This window comes from Geodermatophilus sp. SYSU D00698, assembly GCF_054050335.1.
The window spans coordinates 125,948-150,901 of sequence record NZ_JBJGZD010000010.1; the positions used below are offsets into that span (position 1 = coordinate 125,948).

At 76.3% G+C, this 24,954-nt stretch carries 25 protein-coding genes; 19 read left to right on the plus strand and 6 right to left on the minus strand.

From position 1 onward, the window contains the following. Positions 1-15 precede the first annotated feature (15 nt). Together mftE and ACI8AB_RS11660 are read left to right on the plus strand one after the other, a co-directional pair. Entirely contained in the window at positions 16-699 is a 684-nt protein-coding gene (mftE, locus tag ACI8AB_RS11655) for a mycofactocin biosynthesis peptidyl-dipeptidase MftE (RefSeq protein ID WP_456950266.1), read from the plus strand. A 66-nt stretch (positions 700-765) separates the two neighbouring features. Next, a complete protein-coding gene (locus tag ACI8AB_RS11660) occupies positions 766-2,268 on the plus strand; it encodes a purine-cytosine permease family protein (RefSeq protein ID WP_456950267.1) in 1,503 nt (500 codons plus the stop codon). A 5-nt stretch (positions 2,269-2,273) separates the two neighbouring features. Here the strand turns inward: ACI8AB_RS11660 and ACI8AB_RS11665 are convergent, their stop codons facing one another. Beyond that, on the minus strand, positions 2,274-3,287 hold the full coding sequence (locus ACI8AB_RS11665) for an iron-siderophore ABC transporter substrate-binding protein (RefSeq protein WP_456950268.1): 1,014 nt from the start codon (positions 3,285-3,287) through the stop codon (positions 2,274-2,276). 81 nt (positions 3,288-3,368) lie between these two features. Between ACI8AB_RS11665 and ACI8AB_RS11670 the strand changes: the two genes are divergently transcribed. The 8 genes from ACI8AB_RS11670 (at position 3,369) to ACI8AB_RS11705 (ending at position 13,378) form a co-directional block, all read left to right on the plus strand. Further along, complete coding sequence (locus tag ACI8AB_RS11670) at positions 3,369-3,908, plus strand: cysteine hydrolase family protein (RefSeq protein WP_387991624.1); 540 nt, start codon at positions 3,369-3,371, stop codon at positions 3,906-3,908. Continuing rightward, positions 3,905-5,338, plus strand: coding sequence for a mycofactocin biosynthesis glycosyltransferase MftF (gene mftF / locus ACI8AB_RS11675; protein ID WP_456950269.1), 1,434 nt, complete (start codon positions 3,905-3,907; stop codon positions 5,336-5,338). The genes ACI8AB_RS11670 and mftF overlap by 4 nt, the downstream gene beginning before the upstream one ends. A gap of 80 nt (positions 5,339-5,418) precedes the next feature. Then, positions 5,419-6,741 (plus strand): GAF domain-containing protein, encoded by a 1,323-nt coding sequence (locus tag ACI8AB_RS11680; protein ID WP_456950270.1) that lies wholly within the window; start codon positions 5,419-5,421, stop codon positions 6,739-6,741. An 81-nt stretch (positions 6,742-6,822) separates the two neighbouring features. Continuing rightward, positions 6,823-8,046, plus strand: coding sequence for an MFS transporter (locus tag ACI8AB_RS11685; protein WP_456950271.1), 1,224 nt, complete (start codon positions 6,823-6,825; stop codon positions 8,044-8,046). A 219-nt stretch (positions 8,047-8,265) separates the two neighbouring features. Next, on the plus strand, positions 8,266-8,760 hold the full coding sequence (locus ACI8AB_RS11690; RefSeq protein WP_456950272.1) for a (2Fe-2S)-binding protein: 495 nt from the start codon (positions 8,266-8,268) through the stop codon (positions 8,758-8,760). Next, complete coding sequence (locus ACI8AB_RS11695) at positions 8,757-11,258, plus strand: xanthine dehydrogenase family protein molybdopterin-binding subunit (protein WP_456950273.1); 2,502 nt, start codon at positions 8,757-8,759, stop codon at positions 11,256-11,258. The genes ACI8AB_RS11690 and ACI8AB_RS11695 overlap by 4 nt, the downstream gene beginning before the upstream one ends. A 28-nt stretch (positions 11,259-11,286) precedes the next feature. Then, on the plus strand, positions 11,287-12,144 hold the full coding sequence (locus tag ACI8AB_RS11700) for an FAD binding domain-containing protein (RefSeq protein WP_456950274.1): 858 nt from the start codon (positions 11,287-11,289) through the stop codon (positions 12,142-12,144). 145 nt (positions 12,145-12,289) lie between these two features. Continuing rightward, positions 12,290-13,378 (plus strand): SRPBCC domain-containing protein, encoded by a 1,089-nt coding sequence (locus tag ACI8AB_RS11705; protein WP_456950275.1) that lies wholly within the window; start codon positions 12,290-12,292, stop codon positions 13,376-13,378. 77 nt (positions 13,379-13,455) lie between these two features. On the opposite strand, the gene ACI8AB_RS11710 is transcribed toward ACI8AB_RS11705, so the two are convergent. The 3 genes from ACI8AB_RS11710 to ACI8AB_RS11720 are packed head-to-tail and all read right to left on the minus strand — an operon-like array spanning position 13,456 to position 15,436. Continuing rightward, positions 13,456-14,094, minus strand: coding sequence for an alpha/beta hydrolase family protein (locus tag ACI8AB_RS11710; RefSeq protein ID WP_456950276.1), 639 nt, complete (start codon positions 14,092-14,094; stop codon positions 13,456-13,458). Beyond that, the gene (locus tag ACI8AB_RS11715; RefSeq protein ID WP_456950277.1) at positions 14,091-14,756 is read right to left on the minus strand and encodes an HAD family hydrolase; all 666 of its coding nucleotides are present in this window, start codon (positions 14,754-14,756) and stop codon (positions 14,091-14,093) included. Before ACI8AB_RS11715 ends, ACI8AB_RS11710 begins: the two co-directional genes overlap by 4 nt. Then, a complete protein-coding gene (locus tag ACI8AB_RS11720) occupies positions 14,753-15,436 on the minus strand; it encodes a DedA family protein (protein ID WP_387992397.1) in 684 nt (227 codons plus the stop codon). Before ACI8AB_RS11720 ends, ACI8AB_RS11715 begins: the two co-directional genes overlap by 4 nt. 90 nt (positions 15,437-15,526) lie before the next feature. On the opposite strand from ACI8AB_RS11720, the gene ACI8AB_RS11725 reads away from it, so the two are divergent. Next, positions 15,527-16,822: an amidohydrolase family protein gene (locus ACI8AB_RS11725; RefSeq protein WP_456950278.1), complete on the plus strand. Its 1,296-nt coding sequence runs from the start codon at positions 15,527-15,529 to the stop codon at positions 16,820-16,822. Here the strand turns inward: ACI8AB_RS11725 and ACI8AB_RS11730 are convergent. Continuing rightward, positions 16,819-17,292 carry a hypothetical protein gene (locus tag ACI8AB_RS11730; protein ID WP_456950279.1) on the minus strand — a complete coding sequence of 158 codons (474 nt, stop codon included), beginning with the start codon at positions 17,290-17,292 and terminating at the stop codon, positions 16,819-16,821. The two genes, ACI8AB_RS11725 and ACI8AB_RS11730, sit on opposite strands and share 4 nt — an antisense overlap. Before the next feature lie 175 nt (positions 17,293-17,467). Here ACI8AB_RS11730 and ACI8AB_RS11735 point away from each other — a divergent pair, with 175 nt between their 5' ends. From ACI8AB_RS11735 to ACI8AB_RS11750, 4 genes are all read left to right on the plus strand, one after another. Then, positions 17,468-18,307: an endonuclease/exonuclease/phosphatase family protein gene (locus tag ACI8AB_RS11735; protein ID WP_456950280.1), complete on the plus strand. Its 840-nt coding sequence runs from the start codon at positions 17,468-17,470 to the stop codon at positions 18,305-18,307. Between the two features lie 62 nt (positions 18,308-18,369). Then, positions 18,370-18,732, plus strand: coding sequence for an ArsR/SmtB family transcription factor (locus ACI8AB_RS11740; protein ID WP_387992387.1), 363 nt, complete (start codon positions 18,370-18,372; stop codon positions 18,730-18,732). Next, the gene (locus tag ACI8AB_RS11745) at positions 18,729-19,211 is read left to right on the plus strand and encodes an SRPBCC family protein (protein WP_387992384.1); all 483 of its coding nucleotides are present in this window, start codon (positions 18,729-18,731) and stop codon (positions 19,209-19,211) included. Before ACI8AB_RS11740 ends, ACI8AB_RS11745 begins: the two co-directional genes overlap by 4 nt. Further along, on the plus strand, positions 19,204-19,611 hold the full coding sequence (locus tag ACI8AB_RS11750; RefSeq protein WP_456950281.1) for a VOC family protein: 408 nt from the start codon (positions 19,204-19,206) through the stop codon (positions 19,609-19,611). Before ACI8AB_RS11745 ends, ACI8AB_RS11750 begins: the two co-directional genes overlap by 8 nt. Positions 19,612-19,703: 92 nt before the next feature. Here ACI8AB_RS11750 and ACI8AB_RS11755 read toward each other — a convergent pair whose 3' ends face one another. After that, the gene (locus ACI8AB_RS11755) at positions 19,704-20,549 is read right to left on the minus strand and encodes an MBL fold metallo-hydrolase (protein ID WP_387992378.1); all 846 of its coding nucleotides are present in this window, start codon (positions 20,547-20,549) and stop codon (positions 19,704-19,706) included. 208 nt (positions 20,550-20,757) lie between these two features. Here ACI8AB_RS11755 and ACI8AB_RS11760 point away from each other — a divergent pair, with 208 nt between their 5' ends. The 4 genes from ACI8AB_RS11760 to ACI8AB_RS11775 all read left to right on the plus strand — a co-directional run bounded on the left by ACI8AB_RS11760 (position 20,758) and on the right by ACI8AB_RS11775 (position 24,772). Beyond that, positions 20,758-21,096: a UBP-type zinc finger domain-containing protein gene (locus tag ACI8AB_RS11760; protein ID WP_456950282.1), complete on the plus strand. Its 339-nt coding sequence runs from the start codon at positions 20,758-20,760 to the stop codon at positions 21,094-21,096. A gap of 38 nt (positions 21,097-21,134) precedes the next feature. Continuing rightward, the gene (locus tag ACI8AB_RS11765) at positions 21,135-22,646 is read left to right on the plus strand and encodes a TldD/PmbA family protein (protein ID WP_456950283.1); all 1,512 of its coding nucleotides are present in this window, start codon (positions 21,135-21,137) and stop codon (positions 22,644-22,646) included. Beyond that, a complete protein-coding gene (locus ACI8AB_RS11770; protein ID WP_456950284.1) occupies positions 22,643-24,031 on the plus strand; it encodes a metallopeptidase TldD-related protein in 1,389 nt (462 codons plus the stop codon). Before ACI8AB_RS11765 ends, ACI8AB_RS11770 begins: the two co-directional genes overlap by 4 nt. Positions 24,032-24,469: 438 nt before the next feature. Continuing rightward, positions 24,470-24,772 carry a hypothetical protein gene (locus ACI8AB_RS11775; protein WP_387992366.1) on the plus strand — a complete coding sequence of 101 codons (303 nt, stop codon included), beginning with the start codon at positions 24,470-24,472 and terminating at the stop codon, positions 24,770-24,772. Positions 24,773-24,954: the final 182 nt, after the last annotated feature.

Genomic DNA, 24,954 nt, shown 5'->3' on the forward strand with positions numbered 1-24,954 from the left:
GCCTAGGCTGACCCGGTGCCCGACCTGGCCGGCGCCGCGTGGCCGGAGCTGCCCGAGCGCCCGCTGCTGGTCGTCCCGCTCGGCTCGGTCGAGCAGCACGGGCCCGCCCTGCCGTTCGCCACGGACACGGTCGTGGCCGGGGCGGTGGCGCGCGCCGCGGACCTCGACGGCGTGCTGGCCCCCGCCCTGCCCTACGGAGCCAGCGGCGAGCACGAGGGCTTCCCCGGCACCGTCTCGATCGGCACGGAGGCGCTGACCACCCTGCTGGTCGAGTACGGCCGCTCGGCCTGCCGCTGGGCCGGCCGGCTGCTCGTCGTCAACGGGCACGGCGGCAACCTCGACGCGCTGCGCCGGGCCGTGCCGCTGCTGCGCGCCGAGGGGCGCGACGCCGCCTGGTTCCCCTGCGGCGTCCCGGGTGGCGACGCGCACGCCGGGCGCACCGAGACCTCGCTGCTGTTGCACGTGGAACCGGCGTCGGTGCGGTCCGGTGCCCTGGTCGCCGGCGTGACGGCCCCGATCGGCGAGCTGCTGCCCCGGCTGCGTGCCGAGGGCATGCGCGGGGTGAGCCCCACCGGCGTGCTCGGTGACCCGGCCGGCGCCTCGGCGGAGGAGGGTTCCCGCCTGCTGGCCGGCCTGGCGGTCCGCCTCGCGGCGGCGGTGGCCCGCTGGGACGTGGGCGACGACGGGCGGCTGCACTAGTCCCGCGGGCCGCCGTCCCCCCGGCGCGCCAGGATGGCGGGGACACGACACGGGGAGGAGCCGCCGATGACCCAGCAGCCGGCCGTCGACCGGGGCGCGGAGGTGACCGCGGGGCGCGGCGCCGTCGAGACCAACGGCATCAACGTCATCGCCGAGGAGGAGCGCCGCGGCCGGCCGCGCCAGCTGTTCTGGCCGTGGTTCGGCGCCAACGTCAGCGTCCTGGGCCTGGCCTACGGCTCGTTCCTGCTCGGCTTCGGCATCTCCGCCGGGCAGGCGCTGGTCGCCGGGACCGTCGGCATCGTCGTCTCGTTCCTGCTCTGCGGGCTCGTCGCGATCGCCGGCAAGCGCGGCTCGGCGCCCACCCTCGTGCTCAGCCGCGCCGCGTTCGGCGTGCACGGCAACCGGGTCCCGGCCGCGCTGTCCTGGGTCCTCACCGTCGGCTGGGAGACCGTGCTGGTCAGCCTGGCCACCCTCGCGACGGCGACGGTGTTCGGGCAGCTGGGGTGGAGCGGCGGGACGGCGACCCAGGTCGTCGCGCTGCTCGTCGTCGCCGCGCTGGTCGTGGCCGGCGGCGTGCTCGGCTTCGACGCGATCATGCGCATGCAGGCCGTCATCACGGTCGTCAGCGGCGTGCTGACCGTCGTCTACGTGGTGCTCGTGGCCGACGACGTCGACTGGTCGGCGGTGACCGCGGTGCCGGGCGGCTCGACGGCGGCCGTCGTCGGCGCGCTCGTGCTGGCGATGACCGGCTACGGCTTCGGCTGGGTGAACGCCGCCGCCGACTACTCGCGCTACCTGCCGCGGACGGCGTCGACCGGCGGCGTCGTGGGCTGGACGACGTTCGGCGGCGCGCTGGCCCCCGTGGTCCTGCTGGGCACCGGCCTGCTGCTGGCCGCCTCGGACCCGGAGCTGTCGGGCGCGATCGGCGCCGACCCGATCGGCGCGCTCGGCGCGATCCTGCCGACCTGGTTCCTCGTGCCGTTCGTCGTCGTCGCGGTGCTCGGCCTGGTCGGCGGCGCGCTGCTGGACATCTACTCGTCGGGGCTGTCGCTGCTGGCCGCCGGCGTGCGGGTGCCCCGCCCGGTCGCCGCCGGCATCGACGGCACGCTCATGGTGCTCGGCGCGATCTGGGTCGTGTTCCTGGCCGACGCAAGCTTCTCGGTCCAGTTCCAGGGCTTCCTCATCACCCTCGGCGTGCCGATCGCCGCCTGGTGCGGGATCTTCCTCGGCGACCTCGCGCCGCGCCGCCGCCACTACGCCGAGCCCGACCTCTACGACGCGCGCGGCCGCTACGGCGCCGTCCCGCCGGTGCCGCTGGTGCTGCTCGGGGTGGGCACCGTGCTCGGCTGGGGGCTGGTCACCAACACCTACGCCGGCTGGCTGGACTGGCAGGGCTACCTGCTCGGCCCGCTCGGCCTCGGCGGCCGCGAGGGCGACTGGGCCTTCGCCAACCTCGGCGTGCTGGCCGCCTTCCTCGTCGGGCTGCTCGGCACGCTCGCGCTGCGCCGGGGTGCGGTGCGGACGCAGGAGGCCGCCCCGGCGGTGCCGGGACGGCCTCCTGCGTACTGAGCCGGTCAGCCCTGCAGCGTCTGCGCGAACAGCGGCACCGCGTTCTCGAGGGCGTACCGGGTGCCGAGGACCGAGCCGCTGGAGAAGGCGCTCACCAGCGTCTCGTCCTCGAGCACGACGGCGTTGCCCTGCTGCACCGACGGCAGCGTCTGCCACAGCGGGTTCGAGGTGATCTGCGCCGGGTCGACGAAGATCGGGAAGACGACGGTCAGCGGCGCGTCGAGCAGCGAGACCTGCTCGTCGGAGACCGGGACGAAGAAGCTCTCCGTGGCGAGGTCCTGGATCGCCGGCTTGTTGGCGAAGCCCAGCGCCTCCATGAAGTCGACGCGGGTGTCGCCGCGGACGTAGGCGCCGAAACCCTCGGAGGTGTACGCGCCGACGGCGACCTCGGTGCCGTCGAACGCCGGGTTGGCCGCGGCGGCGTCGGCGAAGCGCTGCTCGAGGTCGCTCTGCAGCTGCGCGGCCTCGTCGCTCCTCCCGAGCGCCTGCCCGACCAGCTCGAGCTGCTGCTGCCAGGTGGTCACGTACTGCTCGGCGCCCTCGGGGATCCCGACGGTCGGCGCGATCGCGCTGAGGGAGTCGTAGCGCTCCTGGGTGCCGTCGGAGCGGGTGTCGAGGATGAGGTCGGGCTCCAGCGCGGCGATCGCCTCGAGGCTGGGCTCGAGCGTCTCGATGACCTCCGGCGCCTCGTCGTAGAGCCCCTCGGCCCACGGGCCGACGCCCTCGCCGCCGAAGCCGAGCCAGTCGCTCGCGCCGACCGGCTGCACGCCCAGCGCCAGCGCCGTCTCCGCGTCGGACCAGCCGAGGGCCACCACGCGCTGCGGCTCCTCCTCGATCTCGACGTCGCCGAACGCGGTGCTGACGGTGACGGGGAAGGCGCCGTCGCCGCCGGCCGCGGGGGAGGACGCCGAGGAGTCCGCCGTCGAGCCCCCGTCGTCGGAGCCGCAGGCGGCCAGCGCCGCGGCGGTGGTGAGGGCGGCCGCGGCCAGGGCGGCACGCCGGGTCAGGGGACGGGACATGGACGGTCTCCTTCGGTCGGTCCGGGTAAGGCTAGCCTGACCAAACCTGGCCGCAGCACCGCGGGCGGTTAGGGTCCGGCCGTGACGCACCCCTCCGGCTGGCTGGTCGTCGTCGACCCGCAGCGGGTGTTCGCCGACCCCGGCTCCCCGTGGGCGGCGCCCCGCTACGAGGAGGTGCGCCCCCGCATCCGGCGCCTGGTGGCCGCCTTCGGCGACCGCGTCGTCCTCACCCGGTTCGTGGCGCCGCGGGAGCCCGCCGGCGCCTGGGTCGACTACTACGAGCGGTTCCCGTTCGCGCTGCAGCCGCCCGACGCCCCGCTGTGGGACCTGGTCGAGGACCCCGGCCCGGCCCGGGTGCTCACCGCGACCACCTTCGGCAAGTGGGGCCCGGAGCTGGCGGAGGTGGTCGGCGCCGGGCCGCTGACCGTGGCCGGTGTGGCCACCGACTGCTGCGTCGTCTCCACGGTGCTGCCCGCCGCCGACGCCGGCGTGCCGGTGCGCGTGGTCGCCGACGCCTGCGCCGGCAGCACCGACGACGACCACCGGAAGGCGCTGGACCTCATGGGCCTCTACGCGCCGCTGGTCGAGGTCACCACCACCGACGACGTGCTGGCCGGGTGAGCCTCCCGCCGCCACCGGACGCCCGGCTGCCCGACGGCTGGGCGGTGCGGCTGGACCCGCGCGCCCGCCGCCTGGAGGACGGCGCGGCGCTGCTGGGCGGCTCGCCGCTGCGGCTGCTGCGCCTGGCGCCGCGGGCGCGCGACCTGCTCGCCGGCGACCGCCTCGTCGTCACCGGCCCGGCGTCGGCGGCGCTCGCGGCGCGCCTGCAGGACGCCGGGGTCGCCGTCCCCGAGCCCGCCGGCCCCGCGCCCGGCCCGGACGGCGTCACCGTCGTCGTCCCGGTGCGCGACCGCGCCGCCGGCGTCGCCCGCCTCCTGGCCGCCCTGCGCGCCGACCCGGACACCGCCGCCGTGCGCGTGCTCGTCGTCGACGACGGCTCGGCCGACACCGCCGCGACGACGGCGGCGGCCGCCGCGGGCGGGGCCGAGGTGCTGCGGCACGACCGCTCGCTCGGGCCCGCCGCCGCGCGGAACACCGGGCTGCGCGCCGCGACGACCGACGCCGTCGCCTTCCTCGACTCCGACTGCGTGCCCCGGCCCGGCTGGCTGGCGACGCTGCTCCCCCACCTCGCCGACCCGCGGCTGGCCGTCGTCGCCCCGCGGATCACCGCCCTGCCGGCCGCCGACCCCGGGTGGGTGACCGCCTACGAGACGGCGGTCAGCGCCCTGGACATGGGCCCGGACCCGGGGCCGGTCGCGCCGCTGTCGGGCCTGTCCTACCTGCCCAGCGCGGCGCTGCTGGTCCGGCGGGCGGCGCTGGGGGAGGGCTTCGACGCCGGCATGCGGGTGGCCGAGGACGTCGACCTGGTGTGGCGGCTGGCCGCGGCCGGCTGGCGGGTGCGCTACGAGCCGGCCGCCCGCGTGGACCACGAGCACCCCTCGGCCACCGGGGCGTGGCTGCGCCGGCGGGCGGTCTACGGCACCGGGGCGGCGCCGCTGGCAGCCCGGCACGGCCGCGCCGTCGCGCCGGTGGTCGTGAGCCCGTGGTCGGCCGCCGCGCTGGTCCTGGCGCTGGCCGGCGGGCGCGGGGGCCGGGTGCTGGCGGCCGCCGTCCTCGGCGACGCGACGGTGCGCCTGGCGCACCGCGTCGCCGGCCCGGGCCGCCGGCCGCCGTACGGCCTGGCCGCGGCGCTGGTGCTGCGCGGCACGGCCGCGGCCGGCCGCACGCTGGCCCGCTCGGCCACCCGGCACCACTGGCCGCTGACCGCCGCCGCGGCGCTGGTCTCCCGCCGCGCGCGGCGGACCGCGCTGGCCGTCGCCGCCGCCGACGCCGTCCTCGCCTGGTGGCCGCACCGGGCGGAGGTGGACCCGGTGCGCTTCGCCGCCGCCCGCCGGCTGGAGGACCTGGCCTACGGCGCGGGGTTGTGGGCGGGCGCGCTGCGCCGCCGCGACCCGGCCGCGCTGCTCCCGGCGGCGCCGCCCCGTGTCTGAGCTGCGGACCGTTGCCTGGTGCAATCGTGCGATCCGGGTCACCATGGGCGGGCCATGACTCTCAGCCAGGGGAGAACGCCGTGACCGGCGCCAGCCCGTGGCTCGCGCTGCCCGAGGGGCGTCCCACGCCCGGGTTGACCCGCCGCCTCCGCGCGGCCCACGAGACGCTGGTGACGCGCGGCGCCCCGCCGCCCCTGCCGGACGTGCGGTCGGTGGTCTGGGACTCCTGGCGGCGCAGCCTGGGCAGCGGCGTCGACCCGGACGGGCAGGGCCCGCCGGTCGACCTGCTCGACGACGACCTGGCCGCCTACCGCGCCGCCCACCCGCTCGCCCCGGTGCTGCCGGTGATCCGCCGGCTGCTGGTCGAGGACGCCGAGGCCGACCGGATGATCGTCGCGGTCACCGACGCCGACGGCCGGATGCTGTGGGTGGAGGGCGACCGCCGCCTGCGCTCGCTGGCCGAGACCATGAACTTCGTCGCCGGCGCCCGGTGGTCCGAGGAGGTCGCCGGCACCAACGCCCCCGGCACCGCGCTCGCCCTCGACCACCCGGTGCAGATCTACGGCAGCGAGCACTACCGCCGCCCGGTGCAGCCGTGGAGCTGCTCGGCCGCGCCGGTGCACCACCCGGTCACCGGGGCGCTGCTCGGCGCCATCGACGTCACCGGCGGCGACCACGTGGCCAGCCCGCACGTGCTCACCCTCGTCCGCGCGACCGTGGCCGCCGTCGAGTCCGAGCTGCGCTGGCTGCACCGCGAGGAGCAGCGCGACGCCGCCCGCGGCCCCCGGCCAGCGCCGCCGGTGCGGCCCGCCGCGCCCCGGCTGGACGTGCTCGGCCGCGAGCGCGCCCGGCTGACCCTGCCCGGCGGCCCGGTGGAGCTCTCGCTGCGCCACTCCGAGCTGCTGCTCCTGCTCGCCGAGGCGGCCGCCGCGGGGGAGGGCCGCAGCACCGACCAGCTGGCCGCCGAGTGCCACGCCGGCGACACCGCGGCGGTCACCGTGCGCGCCGAGCTGTCCCGGCTGCGCCGGCTGGTCGGCGACGACCTGGTCGGCTCGCGCCCCTACCGGCTGCTGCGCCCGCTGGAGACCGACCTGGAGGCGGTGCGCCGGCTGCTCGACCGGGGCGCCGTCGCCGCGGCGCTGGACCGCTACCCCGGCCCCGTCCTGCCCCGCTCGACCGCGCCCGGCGTCGCCCTCGCCCGGCGCCGCCTCGTCACCGCCCTGCGGGGCGCCGTGGTCGCCAGCCGCCGGCCCGAGCTGCTGCTGCGCTGGACCGCCCTGCCCGAGGCCCGCGACGACGCCGCCGCCTGGCAGGCCTGCCTGGAGGCGCTGCCGGCCGGGTCCCCACGCCGCGGCGCGGTCGCCGCCCACCTGCTCGCCCTGCGGCGGACCTCCCGCGCCTGACCCCGGGGCGCGTGGGGCGGGAACGGTCGTCTCCGCCACCCCGGGGAATACGGACCGGCGACGTCCACTTGGCAGGGTCACGTGAGTGCCAGCACCGCCGCCCCGCCCGCTCCCGCGACCCCGTCCCTGGCCACGCCGCGCGTGGCCGTCGCGCTGGTCGCGCTCGCGCTCGGCGGGTTCGCGATCGGCACGACCGAGTTCGTCACGATGGGGCTGCTGCCCGACATCGCCGACGGCGTCGGCGTGGACATCCCGACGGCGGGCCACGTCATCTCCGCCTACGCGCTCGGCGTCGTCGTCGGCGCGCCGGTCATCGCCGCGCTGGGCGCCCGGCTGCCCCGCCGCGCCCTGCTCGTCGGGCTCATGGCCGCCTTCCTGGCCGGCAACGCGCTGAGCGCGCTCGCCCCCGGGTCGGCGTCGCTGCTGCTGGCCCGGTTCGTCAGCGGCCTGCCGCACGGCGCCTACTTCGGCGTCGCCTCACTGGTCGCCGCGTCGCTGGTGCCGCCGTCGCTGCGCGGCCGCGCGGTGAGCACGGTGATGCTCGGGCTGGCCGTGGCCAACGTCGCCGGCGTCCCCGCGGCCACCTGGCTCGGGCAGACGCTGGGCTGGCGCTCGGCCTACTGGGCCGTGGTGGTCCTCGCCGCGCTCACCGTCGCGGCCGTGCTCGCCGTCGTCCCCTCCACGCCCGGGGCCCGCGAGGCCAGCGTGCGGGCCGAGCTCGGCGCGCTGCGCCGCCCGCAGGTCCTGCTCACGCTGGCCGTGGCCACCGTCGGGTTCGGCGGCATGTTCGCCGTCTACAGCTACGTCGCGCCGCTGACAACCGAGGTCACCGGCCTCTCGCGCGGCGTCGTCCCGTGGGTGCTGCTCGCCTTCGGCATCGGCGGCGTCGTGGGGACCGCGCTCGGCGGGCGGCTGGCCGACATCGCGCTGTTCCGCTCGCTGGTCGCCACCCTCGTCGCGCTCGCCGTCCTGCTGGCCCTGGTCGGCCCCGCCGCCGCCACCGGCCCCACCCTGCTGGCCGGGATCTTCCTGCTGGCGGTCGCCGCGTCGACGCTGGTCGTCTGCCTGCAGCTGCGGCTGATGGAGGTCGCCGGGGAGGCGCAGATGCTCGGCGCCGCGCTCAACCACTCGGCGCTCAACGCGGCCAACGCCCTGGGCGCGTGGCTGGGGGGCGTGGTCATCGCCGCCGGGTACGGCTACACCGCGCCGAGCCTGGTCGGCGTCATGCTGGCGGTCCTGGGCCTGGTCGCGCTGGCCGGCAGCGCGGCGCTGCGGCGGCGGGAGCTGCGCGCCGTCGCCGCCTGAGGCGCGCTGCAACGGCCCTGCAACCTCTCCGCTGCGGCGCACGAGCGTGCATCCAGCCGCGTCCGCGGAGGGATGAGCGAGCAGTCTCCGCACCTGCGGACCGGCAGGTCACCCGGTCAGAGGTAAGCGTGGCCTAAGTCACTCCGCCGTTGACAGACTCCGCCGCGGAGCGCCCGCGGAGCCGGGCGCGATCGCCCCCTGCAACGGAGCGGAGGATCCATGACCCAGGTCAGCATGAGGGTCGACGGCGTGACCTACACCGACGAGGTCGAACCCCGGACCCTGCTGGTCCACCACCTGCGCGAGGCCCTCGGCAAGGTGGGCACCGTCGTCGGCTGCGACACCAGCAACTGCGGGGCCTGCACCGTGCACCTGGACGGGCGGGCCGTGAAGTCCTGCACCGTCCTCGCCGTCCAGGCCGACGGCGCCGAGGTCACCACCATCGAGGGCATCGGCAGCGAGGGCGCCCTGCACCCGGTGCAGAAGGCCTTCCACGAGATGCACGGTCTCCAGTGCGGCTACTGCACGCCCGGGATGATCATGGCCTCGATCGACCTGCTCGAGGAGAACCCGAACCCCAGCGAGACCGAGGTCCGCGAGGGCATCGAGGGCAACCTCTGCCGCTGTACCGGCTACCAGAACATCGTCCGCGCCGTGCAGCAGGCCGCGGGGGAGATGTCCGGCTCCGCCGAGACCCTGGGGGCGCAGGCATGACCGTCACCGAGGACGCGGCCACCACCCAGACCCCGGCCCCGGACAAGGAGGTCGGCAAGGCCCGCCGCCGCAAGGAGGACGCCCGCCTCATCACCGGGCGCACCACCTGGACCGACAACATGGTCCTGCCCGGGATGCTGCACCTCAGCGTCGTGCGCAGCCCCGTGGCGCACGCCCGCATCACCTCGATCGACGTCTCCGCGGCGAAGGAGGCCCCCGGCGTCGTCGCGGTGTTCACCGGCCGCGACCTCGCCGACGAGCAGGGCTCCATCCCCTGCGCCTGGCCGGTCACCCCGGACATGAAGAACCCCGGCCACCCCTCGATCGCCGTCGACGGCGTGAACCACGTCGGCGAGGCGGTGGCGGTCATCGTCGCCCGCTCGCGCACCGCGGCCGCCGACGCCGTCGAGCTGGTCGACGTCGACTACGAGACGCTGCCGCCGGTCCTCGACATGGAGGAGGCCGTCCGCGACGGCGCCGAGCTGGTGCACGACGAGCTCGGCACCAACACCAGCTACCACTTCGTCTTCGACGCCGGCGAGGCCGGCACGGGCGTGGACACCGAGCAGGCCTTCGCCGACGCCGAGGTCGTCGTCAGCCGACGCTTCGTCAACCAGCGGCTGATCCCGGCGTTCATGGAGCCGCGCTCGGTCGTCGTCCAGCCCCAGGGCGAGAACTTCACGCTGTGGTCGGCCACCCAGATCCCGCACGTGCTGCGGGTGATGCTGGCGATGGTCACCGGCATCCCGGAGCACAAGCTGCGCGTCGTCGCCCCCGACGTCGGCGGCGGCTTCGGCGGCAAGCTGCAGGTCAACCCCGAGGAGGTCCTCGCGCTGCTGATCGCGCGCCGCCTCGGCAAGCCGGTCAAGTGGACCGAGACCCGCAGCGAGTCGCTCATGACCGCCCACCACGGCCGCGACCAGATCCAGTACGTCGACGTCGCCGCCACCCGGGAGGGCGACGTCAAGGGCCTGCGCGTGCGGATCCTCGCCGACATGGGCGCCTACCTGCGGCTGATCACCCCGGGCGTGCCGGCGCTGGGCGCGTTCATGTTCCCCGGCATCTACAAGTTCCCGGCCTACCGCTTCGAGTGCGACGGCGTCTTCACCAACAAGGTCCCCACCGACGCCTACCGCGGCGCGGGCCGGCCCGAGGCCACCTTCGCCGTCGAGCGGATCATGGACGAGCTCGCCGTCGAGCTCGGCATGGACCCGCTGGAGCTGCGGCGCAGGAACTGGATCGACGCCGCGGAGTTCCCGTTCACCACCGTCGCCGGCCTCGAGTACGACAGCGGCGACTACGACTCGGCCACCCAGCAGGCGCTGGACCTGCTCGGCTACACGGAGCTGCGCGAGGAGCAGCGCCGCCGGCGCGAGTCGAACGACCCGGTGCAGCTGGGCATCGGCTTCTCCACCTTCACCGAGATGTGCGGCCTGGCGCCCTCCCGGGTGCTCGGCTCGCTGTCCTACGGCGCGGGCGGCTGGGAGTCGGCGTCGATCCGGATGCTGCCCACCGGCAAGGTCGAGGTGGTCACCGGCTCGACGCCGCACGGCCAGGGCCACGAGACGGCGTGGAGCCAGCTGGTCGCCGACCAGCTCGGCGTGCCGTTCGAGGACGTCGAGGTGCTGCACGGCGACACCGCCGTCGCCCACAAGGGCATGGACACCTACGGCTCGCGCTCGCTGGTCGTCGGCGGCACCGCGGTGGTCAAGGCCGCCGACAAGGTGATCGCCAAGGCCCGCCGGGTGGCCGCGCACCTGCTCGAGGCCAACGAGGACGACCTGGACTTCTCCGGCGGGAAGTTCACCGTCCGCGGGACGCCGGGCACCGGGATGTCGATCCAGGAGATCGCGCTCGCCGTCTTCGCCGCGCACGACTACCCCGAGGACATCGAGCCCTCGATCGACGCGGACGCCACCTTCGACCCGGTCAACTTCTCCTTCCCGCACGGCACGCACGTGTGCGCCATGGAGGTCGACACCGAGACCGGGTTCGTGAAGATCCGCAAGTACGCCTGCGTCGACGACGTCGGCACGATCGTCAACCCGCTCATCGTCGAGGGGCAGGTGCACGGCGGCCTGGCCCAGGGCATCGCGCAGGCGCTGTACGAGGAGGCCGTCTACGACGCCGACGGCAACCTCACCACCGGCACCTTCGTCGACTACCTGGTCCCGTCGGCCGCCGACCTGCCGCACTTCGACACCGGCAACACGGTGCACGAGGCGCCGGGCAACCCGATCGGCGCCAAGGGCGTGGGCGAGGCCGGCTGCATCGCCAGCACCCCGGCGGTGGTCAACGCCGCGCTCGACGCCGTCCGGCACCTGGGTGTGGCGGACATCCGGATGCCGCTGACCCCCGAGCGGGTGTGGCGGGCCATCCACGAGGGCGGCGACGGCGGCGACCGGGCCACGGCCGGGTCCAACGCCTACGGCGGCGCCCAGACCGAGACCACCGCCGGTGTCTCGACCCCGCAGTCGTCCCTCGGAGGTGACCGGTGATCTGCCGATACGACGAAGGAGTAGAGCCGTGATCCCCGCCCCGTTCGAGTACGTCCGGCCGACGACGGTCGAGGAGGCCGTTCAGGCGGTCGCCGAGGGCGGCGAGGACGTCAAGGTGATGGCGGGCGGGCAGTCGCTCATCCCGGTCATGCGGCTGCGCCTGGCCGCGCCGGAGACGATCGTCGACCTCGGCCGGGTGGCGGAGATGCGCGGCGTCCGCGAGGAGGGCGACTCCCTGGTCATCGGCGCCATGACCACGCACGCCGACGTCCTCACCGACCCGCTGATCGCCCGGCACGCGAAGCTGGTCGCGGAGGCGACCGAGACGGTGGCCGACCGGCAGACCCGCCGGCGCGGCACCTTCGGCGGCGCCCTGGCGCACGCCGACCCGGCCGGTGACCTGCCGGCGGTGGCGCTCGCGCTGGACGCCGAGATGGTGATCGCCGGGCCGGACGGGCGCCGCACGGTGCCCGCCCGGGAGTTCTTCGTCGACTACCTGACCACCGCCCTCGACGAGGGGGAGGTCCTGGTCGAGATCCGGGTGCCGAAGCTGACCGGCGACTGGGGCGTGCGCTACGAGAAGTTCAACCGCGTGGCGCAGGCGTGGTCGATCGTCGCGGTCGCCGCGGCGGTGCGGCGCGAGAACGGGCACATCGCCGAGGCGCGGATCGGGCTGACCAACATGGGCCCGACCCCGCTGCGGGCGTCGGCCACCGAGGCCGCGCTGTCCGGCGCCGCCGCGTCCCCCGACGCGGTGGCCTCCGCGGCGCGGTCGGCGGCCGAGGGCACCAGCCCGAGCAGCGACCTCAACGCCCAGGCCGACTACCGCGTGCACCTCGCGCAGGTGCTCACCCGCCGCGCGGTCACCGCCGCGGCCGGGCTGTAACTTGAGGGACCCCGTCCTCCCCACCCCTCGCAGGCTCGGGGCGGTGCTCTGGACGGGGCCGCCCCCGGCTCCCGCCCGTTCCCTCGGCCGGCCCGCCCTCCCGGGCGGACCGGCCGAGGTCCGTTCCCCACCCGGAGGTCGCACCGTGCAGCTGGAGAACTCGTTTACCGTCCCCGTGCCCGTCGACGAGGCCTGGCGGGTCCTGCTCGACATCGAGCGGATCGCCCCGTGCATGCCCGGCGCCGCGCTCGACTCGGTCTCCGGTGACGACTTCACCGGCCGGGTCAAGGTCAAGCTCGGTCCGATCAACCTGACCTACCAGGGCAAGGCGTCGTTCGTGGAGAAGGACGAGGCCGCGCACCGCGCCGTCATCGACGCGCGCGGCAAGGACCAGCGGGGCAACGGGACGGCGGCGGCCACCATCACCGCCCGGCTCCAGGGCGAGGGGACGACGACGCGGGTCGACGTCCTCACCGACCTCAACATCACCGGCCGCCCGGCCCAGTTCGGCCGCGGCGTCATGACCGACGTCGGCAACAAGCTGCTCGGCCAGTTCGCCGACAAGCTCGCCGCCCAGCTGGCCAGCGGCGACGACGTGACCGTCGACCGGGCGGCCGCCGCGGAGCAGCAGGAGCCGACCGTCGCCGGCAAGGTCACCGCCACCGCGGCCGGGGTCGCCGAGGAGGTCGCCCAGTCGGTCGAGCAGGTGCCCGGCGACAACGCGGTCGCGGAGACGGTGCGCGAGGCCGGCACCGCGGCGCGGGAGGCCGCGGCGTCCGCCGGCGACGCCGCGCGCAAGCCCGCGAAGAAGGCCCCGGCGAAGAAGGCCGCCGCGGCGTCGTCCCCGTCGCCCACGGAGACCGCGCCGATCACCGCCCCGGTCACCGGCGCCACCGACACCGTCTCGATCCCCGCGGTGTCGGACACCGCGCCGGCCGCGGCGGACCTCGCCCCGTCGGCCTCGGACACCGCGCCGGCCGCGGCGGTCGGCGGGCCGGTGCCGAGCACGCCACCGTCGCGCAACACCGCCCCGCCGAGCCGGCCGGGCACCGGCGCCCCGCCGCGCAGCACGCCCGCCGCGGCTCCGGCGCGCCCCCAGCCGGCCGAGGAGCCCGAGCCGATCGACCTGCTCGAGGTGGCCGGCGGCGCCGCGCTCGCCCGCTACGCCGGCCCCGGCGCCGCCGTCCTCGCGGTGCTGCTGCTCATCCTGTTCGCGGCCCGCCGCCGCCGCTGACCGCCCGCTCCGTCGATCACCGGGTGCGTGCACGCGACACGCGGGACACGCCGGGCCCTCGTGCACGCATCCGGTGGTCAACTCCTGACGGCGGCGAGCTCCTCCAGCCAGGCCAGCGCCGCGGCGGCCACGGCCCCCGGTGCCCTCCCCAGCGAGTGGTCGCCCGGCACCGCGCACACCGACGCCGACGGCACCCCGTCCAGCGCCACGTCCAGCTCCGCGGGCCGGCCGAACGCGTCGGTCTCCCCCTGCACCACGACCAGCGGCACGCCGGCGCCGGTGAGCTCGCCCGCGCGGCTGCGCTCGGGACGGCCCGGCGGGTGCAGCGGGAACGCCAGCGCCAGCACGCCGTCCGCCCCGAGCGCCGTCGCCGTCCGGCAGGCCACCCGCGCCCCGGCGCTGCGGCCGCCGAACACCAGCGGCCCGGTCAGCGCACCGCCGGCCCGCAGCGCCTCGACGACGGCGGTCCAGGCGACGTCGAGGCGCGGCGGCGCGGGCGCGATCCGCCTGCCGGCCACCCGCCACGGCTGCTCCACCCGCAGCACCCGCCAGCCCGCCGCGGCGGCCGAGGCCGTGACGGCGACCAGGTCGGCCGACCCGGCGCCACCGCCGGCGCCGTGCCCGAGCACGAGCGTGCCGCGGGCACCGTCGGCCGGGCCGTCGGCGTGCACCGCGGCCGGGCCGAGCGGGGTGCCGACGGGCGCGGAGGAGCTCACGGCGCCAGCAGCGCGTCGACCGCCCCCGCGAGGTCCGGGGCGACGACGGCCGGCGCCGGGTAGCCCGGCGGGTACACGCGCTCGCTGCGCGGGAACCACGCCCCGATGAGGCCGGCCCGCTCGGCGCCGAGCACGTCCCAGCCGTGGGCGGCGACCAGCGCCATCCGCGACGGCTCGACCCCGCAGGCGCCCGCGGCCCACAGGTAGGCCGCGCGGGAGGGCTTCCAGGTGCGCACGGTCTCGCTGGTCAGCGTCCGCTCGACCAGCGGCGTGACGCCGCCGCGCTCCAGCCCCGCCTCGGCCACGCCGGGGGAGCCGTGCGACAGGGTCACCACCCGCACGCCGGCGTCGTGGAGGCGGCGCAGCGCGGGCTCGACGTCGGGGTGCGGCGACAGCTCGAGGAAGGCGCCGGCGACCTCCGCGCGGGCGCCGTCGGGCAGGTCGGTGAGCTGGGCCAGCGCCGAGTCGAAGGCGGCGCGGAAGGGCAGCCAGACGCCGGCCACCGTGGCCGCCGTCCCGGTGTGCAGGGTGCGGCCGAACACGGTGGGCAGCAGCTCCGCGGGCTGCCCGTGCTCGACGAGCGCGGCGGCGACGGGGGCGAGGTCCAGCAGCGTCTCGTTGACGTCGAACGCGACGACCTCGGGGCGCGAGGGGTGTGTCACGCGTCGGCGCTGCGGGCGTCCTCGGCGCGGCCCGCGGTGGTCTGCCGCCGCCGGTGGGAGCGGATGTCCTTCACCCGCTTGTAGACCAGGTAGCCCACCGCCAGGACGACGACGGCGACGACGACGTAGTCCAGGTAGTGCAGGTTCGCCTCGATGAAGTCGCGGGCCAGCCAGCCCAGCGTCACCAGGACGGTGTTCCAGATCAGGCTGCCGGCCGCGGAGTAGAGGAGGAACTGGCCGAACGGCATCCGCACCACGCCCGCGGGCACGGAGATGAAGCTGCGCACGATCGGCACCATGCGGCCGAAGAACACCGCGGAGCGGCCGTGCCGCTCGAACCAGGCGAAGGTCTTGTCGACGTCGGCGGTCTCGACCAGCGGCAGCCGGTCGAGGAAGGCGTGCGACCGTCGCGGGCCCAGCGCCCGGCCGACGTAGTAGAAGAAGATCGCCCCGAGGATCGAGCCGATGGTGGCGCAGCCGACGACGGCCACGAACGCGAACGGGCTGTCGATGAGCACACCGGCCGCCCCGAGGACGGCCTCGCTGGGGATCGGCGGGATGACCGTCTCCAGCAGGATGCTGAAGCCGACGCCGATCGGGCCCAGCGAGTCCACGAGGGAGAGCAGCCAGGCGGTGAGCCCACCCTGGTCGGAGGATGCCGCAGCGGCCAGGAAGGACATGGCTCCCACGGTACGGGCGGTGTCCGGACGTCGCCCGGACCTGCGGGGCGCTGCCCGGACGGCCGGGACGGATGGGGCTAGCGTGCCGCCATGCGTCAGCGACTCACCGCCCGGGCCGTCGTCGTGGGGGACCGGGCGGGCACCGTCGTGCCGGACGCCGTCGTCGACGTCGAGGACGGGCGCATCGCGTGGGCCGGTCCGGCCGCCGACGCCCCGCCGGCCGGGGACGCCGAGGTCGTGGCGCTGCCCGGACTGCTCGTGCCGGGGCTGGTGAACGCCCACTCGCACGCGCCGATGGTGCTGTTCCGCGGCCAGGGCGAGGGGCTGCCGCTGGACCGCTGGCTGCGCGAGGTGATGTGGCCGCGGGAGGCGCGGCTGACCGGGGACGACGTCGAGGTGGCGATGACCGCCGCGTCGGCGGAGATGCTGCGCGGCGGGGTCACCGCCAGCGTGGAGATGTACTTCTCACCGGAGCGGATCGCCGCGGCGGCCGGGGCCACGGGCGCCCGGGTGGTGGTCGCGGCGCCGATGGTGCCGCTGCCGGGCATGCCGCCGCTGGAGGAGCAGATGGCCGCCGCGGTGGACCTGGCCGGGCGCGCCGACGCGGACGGCCTGGTGGAGTACGGCCTGGGCCCGCACGCGGCCTACACCGTCCCGCTGCCCCTGCTGCGCCGCGCCGCCGAGATCACCCGCGAGCACGGGATGCTGCTGCACCTCCACGTGGCCGAGACCGCCACCGAGGGCGACGGCCTGCTCGAAGCGCACGGGCTGTCGGTGCCCGCGCTGCTGGCCGCGCACGACGTCCTGGGCGGGCGGGTGCTGGCCGCGCACTGCGTGCACCTCGACGACGCCGACCTGGAGCTGTGGGCCGAGTACGACGTCGCCGTGGCGCACTGCCCCGCCAGCAACGCCAAGCTCGCCAGCGGCATCGCGCCGGTGCGGGCGATGCTCGACCGCCGGATCCGGGTCGGTCTGGGCACCGACGGGCCGGCGTCCAACGACGGGCTGGACCTGCTCGCCGACGTCCGCCTGGCCGCGGGGCTCGCCCGGCTGCGGGAGTCCTCGGCCACGGCGCTTCCCGCCGCGGAGGCGTTCTGGCTGGCCACCGGCGGCGCCGCCGAGGCGATCGGCCGCCCCGACCTCGGCCAGGTCGAGGCGGGCCGGCGCGCGGACCTCGTGCACGTGGACACCCGCGACCTCGGCTTCGAGCCGGTCGGTGACCAGACCGACCTGCTCACCCACCTGGTCTGGTCGGGCGCCTCGCGGCTGGTCCGCGACGTGTGGGTCGGCGGCCGGCAGGTGGTCGCCGACGGCGCGGTGACCACCGTGGACGTGGATGCGCTGCGCGCCGAGGTCGCCGAGCGGGCGGCGCGGCTCGCCCGCTAGGCCTGCGGAGCGGGACCGGTCCAGGTGTAGAGGTGGCCGTCGACCACGACGGTGACCCAGCCCTCGCACAGCAGCGCGGGCTCGCCGGTGAGGTCGGGCCAGGTGCCGCCGCCGTCCCACGGCATGCCCGGCCGCGGCAGCGGCGTGCAGTCCGCGGGCGGGACGGCGCCGGGCGCGAGGGCCATGTCGGCCCGGACGCTGCCGTCGGCGGGCCCGTACGCCCCGCCCGGCCGGACGACGGTGACGCCGGATCCCACCCCGCGGGTCCACCACGGCACCGCGCCGCGCGGCGCCCCGGCGGCCTCGGCGACGTCGCGGGTGTCGGTGTGCCCCTGCAGCTCGGCCACCACCGCGCCGAACCCGTGCACGCCGGCGGGCATCGTCACCAGGACGCCGGCTCCCGCGGCCGCGCCGAGCGCGACCGTCCCCACCAGCGTGCCCAGGACCACCGTCACCGCCGTGCCGGGCACCGCGGCCTCCTCTCGTCGGGCCACCGGCCGGTGGCGGGACGGGCCTCGGTCCGGAGGCCGTCCGCGGGCGTCGGAGCCCGGGCCGATCGCGCCGGGGCCGGTCGTCCACCCGGGGGAGGACACCGGGTGCGACGTGGGCTGGAGGACCGGGCCGCGCGGCGGTTGACTGCGCCGCATGGCGGCGTCCCTGCGGGTCCTGACCATGAACGTGCTCGGCCCGGCCAACCCGGACTGGGCCCGCCGCAGCGCGCTGATCGGGGAGACGCTGCGCCGGCTCGACGCCGACGTCGTCGCGCTGCAGGAGGTGCCCGTCGCGGACGGCACCGCCGAGGAGCTGCTCGGGCCGGGGTACTCGGTGACGCCGTTCTCCCGGGCCGCCGAGGACGGGGTGGGCGGCGTGCTGGCCACCCGGGCCCCGCACCGCGTGGTCGAGGAGGTCGACCAGCGCTGCACGCCGCGGGCACGGGACTTCCCGTGGTGCGCGACGCTGCTGACCGAGGTGGACACCGCGGTCGGCCGCGTGCTGGTCGCCCACCACAAGCCCAGCTGGCAGTTCGGGTACGAGTACGAGCGCGAGCAGCAGGCGCTCGCCGCCGCGCGGGCGGTCGAGCGCCGGGCCGGCGGGGTGGACCACGCCGTCGTCCTCGGCGACCTCGACGCGACCCCGGACGCGGCGAGCACGCAGTTCCTGCGCGGACGCCGGTCGCTGGACGGGACGAGCGTCTGCTTCCAGGACGCCTGGGAGACCCTGCACCCGGCCGATCCCGGGTTCACCTTCGACGCCCGGAACCCGCTGGTGCGGGCGGGGGAGGTGGCCACCGCGGTCAGCCGGCGCATCGACTGGGTGCTGGTGCGCAGCGGCGTGCACGGGCCGACGCTGCAGGTCCGCTCCTGCGCCCGGGTGCTGGACGAGCCGGTCGCCGGCGTCTGGGCCAGCGACCACCACGGCGTCGTCGCCGACCTCGACCTGCCCGGCCACCCGCCGGGCTCGTGGGCTCCTCAACCGATCGGTTGACAAACGTCCCCGACGGGTCCTATCGTCGTGTTCAACCGAGAGGTTGATGAAGGAGGTCGCAGGTGGCAGCGGATCCGCTCTCCCGGGTGTTCGCGGCGCTGGCCGACCCGACGCGGCGCGACATGGTCGCGCGGCTGGCGGTCGGCGACGCGACGGTGGGCGAGCTCGCCGCCCCCTACGACGTGACCGTCCAGGCGGTCTCCAAGCACCTGAAGGTGCTCGAGGACGCCGGCCTGGTCAGCCGCAGCCGGGAGGCCCAGCGCCGCCCGGTGCACCTCGAGGCGGAGGTGTTCGACCTGATGACGAAGTGGATCGAGCGCTACCGCCGTCAGGCGGAGGAGCGCTACCGCCGCCTCGACGACGTCCTCCGGTCCATGCCGGACGACGCGACACCGCCCACCGCGCAGGAGGAGAACCGGTCATGAGCACCGCCACCCGTGAGACGCAGATCGTCGCCGACCCCGAGGTCCCGCTCGTCCGCATCACCCGCGAGTTCGACGCCCCGCGCGGCAAGGTGTTCCGCGCGCACACCGACCCCGAGCTGCTCGTGCGGTGGCTGGGCCCGCGCGGGCTGGAGATGCGCATCGACCACTACGACTGCCGCACCGGCGGCTCCTACCGCTACGTGCACAGCGACGCCGACGGCGAGTACGCCTTCCGCGGCTGCTTCCACGAGGTCCGGCCCGACGAGCTCATCGTGCAGACGTTCACCTTCGAGGGGCAGCCCGACGGCGTCGCCCTGGAGAAGCTGGTGCTCGAGGACCTCGGCGACGGCCGCACCCGGCTCACCGTCACCTCGCTGTGCGACTCGTTCGCCGACCGGGACGCGATGATCGCCGGCGGCATGGAGGTCGGCGTCGTCGAGGGCTACGAGCGGCTCGACGAGGTGCTCGCCCGTGGCTGAGCGCGCCGTGGAGATGAAGCTCGAGCTCGTACCGATCCCGGTCGCCGACGTCGACCGGGCGAAGGCCTTCTACGCCGACCGGCTGGGCTTCACCGTCGACGTCGACGTGCGGCCCGCCGACGGCGTGCGGGTCGTCCAGCTGACCCCGCCGGGTTCGGCCTGCTCCGTCGGCTTCGGCACCGGCCTGGCGGCCTACGAGGGCACTCCCGGCTCGGTCCGGGCGCTGCACCTCGTCGTCGCGGACATCGAGCACGCCCGGGCGGACCTGGTGGGCCGCGGTGCCGACGTCGGGCCCGTGGTGGACGTCGGGGGCGGGGTGAAGTACGCGGCGATCACCGACCCGGACGGCAACACCCTGACCCTGCAGGAGATGGCCTGGCGGACGGGCGACGCCTTCTAGGCGCGCAGCCTCCTGGGCGCGCAGCCTCCTGGGCGCGCAGCCTCCTGGGCGCGCAGCCTCCTGGGCGCGCAGCCTCCTGGGCGCGCAGCCTCCTAGGCGCGCAGCGAGATCGTCTCCCCGCGCACGACGGTCCGCAGCTGCCCGGGCGCCCGCCGCTCGGCGACCTCCCGCACGAAGTCGCCCAGCGGCGAGGCGAACCGGTCGTAGTCGTCGTAGTGCACCGGCACGGTCACCGGCGGCTTCAGCAGCTCCACCAGGTCGGCGCCCTGCCGGCCGTCCATGGTCACGGTGACGCCCAGCGCCCTGGTCCCGCCCAGGTGCGGGATCACGACGTCGAGCGGCCCGCAGCGCTGCAGCACCTCGCCCAGCCACGGCCGGAACAGCGTGTCGCCGGTGACGTAGCCGCGCCAGGACACCTCCCCGTCGCGGAGCAGCTCCAGCACGCTGCCCATCACCGGCGGCAGCACCCGCGCCAGCGGGCCGGGGCCGTGGACGCCGGGCACCGAGGTGATCCGCAGCGTCTCGTCGCCGCGGCCGATCTCGTGCACCTGCCACGGCCGCAGGTCCGCGGTCGCCGAGAAGCCGCGCGAGGACAGCGTCCGCGCGGCCGCGGGGGTGGTGACGACCGGCGTGGCCTTGTCGATGGTCGCGTAGGCGACCCGGTCCCAGTGGTCGCCGTGCAGGTGGGACAGCAGGACGGCGTCGAGGTCGGGGAGGTCCTCGGGCAGCAGCGCCGGGTCGGTCAGCCGCCGGGCGAACAGGCCCTTGCCCAGGTAGACGCGCTCCCCGCGCCGGACGAAGTTCGGGTCGGTGAGCAGGGTGAACCCGCCCAGCCGCAGCAGCGTCGTCGCGTTGCCGCCGAAGGTGAGGGTGACGTCGGCGGCGCTCTCGTCGGTGGGCGCGGTGCTGCGGTCGGCGCTGCCCGGGTCGGCGGTCATGCCCGGGCGGCTACCCGCCGGCCGTCGTCCTGCAACCCCGGCCGGCGGTGTCGGCGGCCGGGTCGTGGCCGCCCGTCCGCTGCAGGAGACCGCCGCGGGCCTTGTCCCCCGCCCCCGACCGGAGCAGCGTCACGACCGGCACCGAGCCGGTGCCCGACGGCGGCCGGGACCGGTCCGGGCCGCACCCCGCAGGACCCGAGGAGCCGCGATGAACCAGGTCGACCCGTCCGTCCCGCCGAGCGGCACCGGCTGCGCCGACTGCGACGCCACCGGCGGCTGGTGGTTCCACCTGCGCCGTTGCGCCGCCTGCGGCCACGTGGGCTGCTGCGACTCCTCGCCGTCGCAGCACGCCTCGGCGCACGCCGCGGCCACCGGGCACCGGGTCGCGCAGAGCTTCGAGCCGGGTGAGGACTGGACCTGGGACTACGCCGCCGGGGAGTTCGGTGGGGACCTCCGGCTCGCGCCGCCGACCTCGCACCCGGTGACCCAGCCGGCGCCCGGGCCCGCCGGCCGGGTGCCGGCGGACTGGCAGCGCCACCTGCACTGAGGGCGGGCCGGGGCGGGCCCGGCTGGTAGACAGGGGCGGTGGTGTCGTCCCGGGACGTCGACGAGTCCTTCCTCGCCCTGCCCCTGTCCGCGCTCACCGAGGCGGCACTGACCCGAGCGGTCGACCTCGGCTGCGAGCACGCCGACATCCGGGTGGAGCGCATCCGCACCCAGTCGATCAGCCTGCGCGACGCGCGGCTGGAGGCGCTGGCCGACGGCGAGGACCTGGGCCTGGCCGTGCGCGTGGTGCACGAGGGCACCTGGGGGTTCGCGGCGGGCGTCGTCCTCACCGCCGCCGAGGCGGTGCGGCTGGCCGAGCAGGCGGTCGCCGTCGCGCAGGTGTCGGCGGCGCTGGCAACCGACCGGGTCGAGCTCGCGCCGGAGCCCCGGCACGAGGGCTCCTGGGTGTCGTCCTACGACGTCGACCCGTTCGAGGTGCCCGACGCCGAGAAGACCGCGCTGCTCACCGAGCTGTCCGAGCGGCTGCTGGCCGCCGACGGCGTCGAGCACGTGCAGTCGGGCTGCATGCACGTCAAGGAGCAGAAGTACTACGCCGACACCAACGGCACCCGCACCCGCCAGCAGCGGGTGCGCATCACGCCGGAGTTCACCGCGCTCACCGTCGACCGGGCCACCGGCGCCTTCGAGAGCATGCGGACCCTCGCCCCCCCGGCCGGCCGCGGCTGGGAGTACCTGACCGGCGGGCACTTCGACTGGGACGCCGAGCTGGCGCAGATCCCCGAGCTGCTGCGGGAGAAGACCAAGGCGCCGTCGGTGGAGCCGGGCCGCTACGACCTCGTCGTCGACCCCTCCAACCTGTGGCTGACGATCCACGAGTCCGTCGGCCACGCCACCGAGCTGGACCGGGCGCTGGGCTACGAGGCCGCCTACGCCGGCACGTCGTTCGCCACCGTCGACGGGCTGGGGAGCCTGCGCTACGGGTCGGAGCTCATGCACGTCACCGGCGACCGGACGGTCGAGCACGGGCTGTCGAGCATCGGCTGGGACGACGAGGGCGTCGAGGCCCAGCAGTGGGACATCGTCCGCGACGGCGTGCTGGTCGGCTACCAGGTCGACCGCAACACCGCCCGGCTCGGCGGGATGGCCCGCTCCAACGGCTGCTCGTTCGCCGACTCGCCGCGGCACGTGCCGGTGCAGCGGATGGCCAACGTGTCGCTGCAGCCGGCCGCCGACGGGCCGGACCTCGCGGGGCTGATCGGCGGGGTCGAGCGCGGCATCTACGTCGTCGGCGACAAGAGCTGGTCGATCGACATGCAGCGCTACAACTTCCAGTTCACCGGCCAGCGCTTCTACCGCATCGAGGGCGGGCGACTGGCCGGGCAGCTGCGCGACGTCGCCTACCAGGCCACGACGACGGACTTCTGGGGCTCGATGCGCGCCGTCGGCGGGCCCTCCACCTACCGCCTCGGCGGCGCGTTCAACTGCGGCAAGGCCCAGCCCGGGCAGGTCGCGCCGGTCAGCCACGGCTGCCCGGCCGCGCTCTTCGAGGGCGTCACCATCCTCAACACGGTCCAGGAGGGCGGGCGATGAGCCAGCTGACCGCGCAGCAGCTGGTCGAGAAGGCGCTGGCCGCCTCGACCGCCGACGGCTGCGTCGCCTACGTCGTCGAGAGCACTGAGGCCAACCTGCGGTGGGCGTCGAACAGCCTGACGACGAACGGGGCGATGCGCTCGCGCCAGGTCGTCGTCGTGTCGTTCGTCGACGGCGGCGCCGGGATGGCCACCGGCACGGTCGCGCGGACCGGCACGCCCGACGTCGCCGAGCTGGTCGCCGCCAGCGAGCAGGCCGCCCGCGACGCCGGCCCGGCCGAGGACGCCGTGCCGCTGATCGGCGAGGCCCCGCCGGACGCGGGGGACTGGGACGCCGAGCCGGCCGAGACCTCGATCGAGGTGTTCGCCGAGTTCGCGCCGGCGCTGGGGGAGGCGTTCGGGGCCGCGCGCGGCCGCGGCGACCTGCTCTTCGGCTACGCCGAGCACGCCCTGACGACGACGTACGTGGGCACCTCCACCGGCCTGCGGCTGCGCACCGACCAGCCCAGCGGCCGCGTGGAGCTCAACGGCAAGAGCGCCGACTTCTCGCGGTCGGTGTGGTCCGGCGTCGGCACCCGCGACTTCCGCGACGTGTCGGTGGCCGACCTCGCCGCCGACGTGGAGCGCAAGCTCGGCTGGTCGCAGCGGCGGGTCGAGCTGCCGGCCGGGCGGTACGAGACGCTGCTGCCGCCGTCGGCCGTGAGCGACCTGATGATCTACGCCTACTGGACGATGGAGGCCCGCGACGCCGACGAGGGCCGCAACGTCTACGCCAAGGCCGGCGGCGGCAACCGGATCGGCGACCGGCTGGCCCAGCTCCCGCTGACCCTGCGCAGCGACCCGCACGCCCCCGGGCTGGAGACGGCGCCGTTCCAGGTGGTGAGCACCTCGTCCGGCTCGGCCAGCGTGTTCGACAACGGGATGGCGACGCCCGCCGTCGACTGGATCCGCGACGGCGTCCTCACCAACCTGATCCGCCCGCGGGCCTGGGCGCTGAAGACGACGGCGCCCGCGGTGGCCGCCGTCGACAACCTGATCCTCGAGCAGCCCGGCGCGACGGCGCCGCTGGCGGACATGGTCGCCGCCACCGACCGCGGGCTGCTGCTGACCACGCTCTGGTACATCCGCGAGGTCGACCCGCAGACGCTGCTGCTCACCGGCCTGACCCGCGACGGCGTGTTCCTCGTCGAGGGCGGCGAGGTGACCGGCGCGGTGAACAACTTCCGGTGGAACGAGTCGCCGGTGGACCTGCTGGCGCGGATCGGCGAGGTCGGGCGCACCGAGCGCACGCTGCCGCGCGAGTGGAACGACTGGTTCACCCGCGCCGCGATGCCGCCGGTGCGGGTGCCGGACTTCAACATGAGCTCGGTGTCCCCGGCCAGCTAGGCGCCGTCGGCTCCCGCCGGCCGCCGCACCGCCGGCGTTCCTCCCGCGTTGACGGCGCTGCCGGACCCGCACTGCGCCAGGAACGCCGGCACTGCGCCTCGACGTCGGCTCGTGCGGTGTCCTGCGTGCTCCTGCGGTGCCGCGACACCGCAGGAGCACCGCGAACGCCGCGACAGGGCCGGCTCGTCGGGTCGAGCCCGTGCTCCCCGCGGTCCTGCAGCATCCCGGGACCGCGGGAACGACCCCCGTGGCCGCCCGGTGCGGGGTCCTCGCGCACGGGCGGCGCGTCCCGACGGGGGCTCGTGGGGCGGCTGTGACGCAGGAGTGACGAGGGGCGCCCATACCGCGCAGCTGCTCCCCCCAAACACGGATCCCGGATATTTTTCCGGCGGACAGCAGAGAGCCCCCGGGTCCCCGGGGGCGCGAGGGGAGCACGCCATGACCCGCAACCAGAAGCCCTCCGTGTTCCAGGTGGGCAAGATCTGGGACGACGGCCGCACGATCGTCGTCTCCGGGTGGGGCATCGGGCTGTGCGCCTCCGCCTGCGCCTGCCACCGCTCGCCGATGGGCGGGCACCTGGCCATCGACGAGGACCAGGCCGGCGGCACGCTGGGGCTGCGGTGCTTCGACGAGGACGGTTGCGACTGCTGCGAGCCGTGGACCGCCGACGAGCTGTCCGCCGTCCTGCGCGACCTGCAGCGCGTGGCCGGGCTCGACGCCGAGGAGCCGCTCGCCGGCTGATGGCGGACCCCCTTCCCCCCGCCGCTCGCAGGCTCGCGGCGGGGTCCTGCGGAGGGGGCGCACGGACACCGGTCCGGGGGGGGGGGGGGGGGGGGGGGGGGGGGGGGGGGGGCGGGGGGGGGCGCCGGCTCTGCGCTGGTGGGCTGGGGTTGTTTTGTGAGGCGCCTTGCTGGCCGCACACG